This window comes from Protofrankia sp. CiP1_Cm_nod2, from assembly GCF_920664355.1.
Classification (GTDB): Bacteria; Actinomycetota; Actinomycetes; order Frankiales; family Frankiaceae; genus Protofrankia.
Map to the genome: position 1 here is coordinate 7,814 of NZ_CAKKTL010000189.1, position 2,984 is coordinate 10,797.

Annotated in this window: 1 protein-coding gene; it reads left to right on the forward strand. The window is 68.9% G+C overall.

Annotated elements, in window-relative coordinates; genetic code table 11:
• Window positions 1–152: 152 nt before the first annotated feature.
• Window positions 153–2,984 (forward strand): TIR domain-containing protein (locus tag NBW84_RS18370; RefSeq protein ID WP_445548758.1); only part of this gene is annotated, 2,832 nt, incomplete at its 3' end.

Sequence of the window (2,984 nt, forward strand, 5' to 3'; positions counted from 1 at the left end):
GGAACTGACCGCGACGATCACACCCCGGGACGAAGACGGCCAACCTGACTCCCCGTTGTAACAATTGGTGACGATCCGTATCGTCCGCCCGATAGCGACCGCCGGCCGGAGCAGCGGGCCGCCCACCAGAGGACGGCTGTCATCATGAAGCGGTGAACGCGGGGGGACATACCGACACCGAAGTTACGATAGGCGATAACAAGGTTACAGTCTTCATCAGCTACACCGGAGTGGATGAACCATGGGCGGTGTGGATCGCCTGGCAGCTGCGGGAAGCGGGCTACCGGCCCCAGTTGCAGGCCTGGCACTCGGTCCCCGGCGGCAACTTCGTCAACTGGATCAACGCGGAGCTCGCCGCCGCCGGCTGCGTGCTGGCGATTCTCTCCCCGGCCTACCTGCACTCGAAGTGGTGCGACGCCGAGCTGAACGCCGCCCTCGTCGACGCGGTCAAGGGGCGGCGAACACTGATCCCGGTCCGGGTCACGGCCTGCGAGACGCCGCCGCTGATGCGGCCGTTCAGCCGGATCAGCCTGGTGGACCTCTCCGCCACCGAGGCCCGGCATACACTGCTGACCGAGCTGCGCGCGGCCGTCAACGGTGAAAAGCTGCCCACGACCCCACCGACCTATCCCGGTACGGCCGGTGGTGGCGGGTCGCCGCCACCGTATCCGGGGCCGGACTACGAGCAGCTGACCGGCCGCCTGCTGGACCTGGTCACCCAGGCCTGCCGGTCACGCTACCCGGGCGCCACCGTCGAGCAGATCGCCCGCGGCGGGGGTATGCCGTATGTGAGCGTGGACGGACAGCGCGGTGGGGAACGGCAGCGCTGGCCGGTCGCGGTCAGCGTCGAGCCACCCGACATGGACGCGGTGACCGGTTTTCGCCAACAGATCATCACCCCGGTCTACCTGCCGATGGACGAGTGGGTGGACTCCGAACTGGTCCATCTCGGAAAGCCACCGGCGGAGGAGGTTTTTCGGCAGGCCCGCCGCCACCGGATCCGGATCTACAGCCTCGCCGAGTTCGAGGGCCGCTGGAATCCCCACCGCTACCTGGACCGTCAGGCCCGGCGCCTCGCCGACGACCCGACGTACCCACCCGGCCTGTATGTGCCCCAGCGGTTCACCGTCGCCGGCCCCATCGCCCGGCCCGGACAGCACGGTGTCGTGCAGAACGACGTGTTCATCGCCATGCGCGACTGGCTCGATGTCGAGGACGCCCGGTTCCTGCTCGTGCTCGGCGACTTCGGCCACGGCAAAAGCTTCCTGCTACGCGAACTGGCCCGGCGCCTGCCCACCGAACTGCCACAGATCATTCCCCTGCTCGTCGAGCTGGGCGCGTTGGAGAAGAGCCACTCCGTCGACGACCTGCTCGCCCTGCACCTGACCAAGAGCGACGAGGACGGCGTCAGCGTGCGGGCGGTGCGCCGCATGGTCGACCAGGGCAAAGCCGTGCTGCTGTTCGACGGCTTCGACGAACTGGCTTTACGGGTCACCTACGACCGGGCCGCCGAACACCTCAAAACGGTGTTGTCCGCGGTCACCGACCGGGCGAAGGTCGTGCTGACCAGCCGCACCCAGCACTTCCTGACCGATGACCAGCACCGCACCGAACTCGGCGCCACCGTGCAACTGCAGGCCGCCAGCCGAGAGATCCACCTGGCGGACTTCGATCATGAGCAGATCCGGGAGTTCCTCAGCCTCCTGTTCCACCAGAAACTCACCGCCGCCGAGCAGCAGAGCATCGGGGCCGGCCAGACGGAACGAGACGACGCCTCCCTGTGGGTGGAGGCCCGCCGGCAGGCCGACGCCCGCCTGAAGCTGATCGGGTCGATCGATGACCTGCTGGGGCTGTCGGCCAACCCCCGCATGCTCGGGTTCATCGCCGAGCTGGACGAAGCCGAGCTGGAGGCCGCCCGCACCGCCGACGGTACGATTACCTCCGCCGATCTCTACCAGAAACTGGTCGACCGCTGGCTCAGATACGAGGTGGGCCGCCGCCAGCCAACCCGAGGCGCCTACCAGACCCTCAATATTGACCAGCTGCGCCAAGCCGTTGACGCCCTCGCGATCGTTCTCTGGACCGCGGCCCAGGAGACCACCGATCTGTCCGGCCTGTCTGCGACGGTTCAGGCGACCCTGACCGACCTCGAAACGGTCAAACTGGACGCCGCCCAGGCCACGTTCATCGTGGGCTCCGGCAGCCTGCTTGTGCGCACCTCCGAGGGCACCTTCCGGTTCGTGCACCGCTCGGTGATGGAATACCTCGTCGCGGTCCAGGCCGCCGGACAGCTCACCGCCGGCGGCACCGACGGCACTGGGCCGGAGCTGCTGACCAGCCGGGAGATGTCCGACCTGATGGTCGACTTCCTCCATGGCATCGCCAACCGGACCGTGTTGGAACAGTGGGCTCGGGACATGCTGGCCACGCAGGGAGCAGGCAGCACCGCCCAACGCAACGCCCTGCGTATCGCCCGGAAACTGGAGGTGCAAGCCGAAGACGCCCAGTTGGCCGGCCGGGACCTGCGTGGCCAGGATCTCAACGGCCGGAACCTGCGCTACGCCGACCTGACCAGGGCAAACCTGGCCGGCGCGCGCCTGCACCAGCCGGACCTGACCGGCGCCGACCTGGCCGGGGCGAACCTGTCGGATGCGGTGCTGACCCGTCCGGACCTCACTGACGCCGATCTGAGCCGCGCGGACCTGACCGGGGCTCTGCTGGTCCGCCCGGACCTCACCGGGGCCCGGCTGGCCGGCAGCCGATGGACCGGCGCCGCGTTGCTCCAGCCCACCATCGATCCCGCGACAGCCGGCATCCCCGAACTCGTCCCCGCCGCGATCGTGGGCCGTGACCCCGTCGACCTCATGACCCTGCCCTCCGGCTCGATCAGCAGCGTCGCCATCGCCGGCCGCCTCCTCGCGGCTGCCTGTGGCTCGGCCGTGGTACTGCTCGACGCCACCAACCTGCGGCCCCTGCGCGTCCTC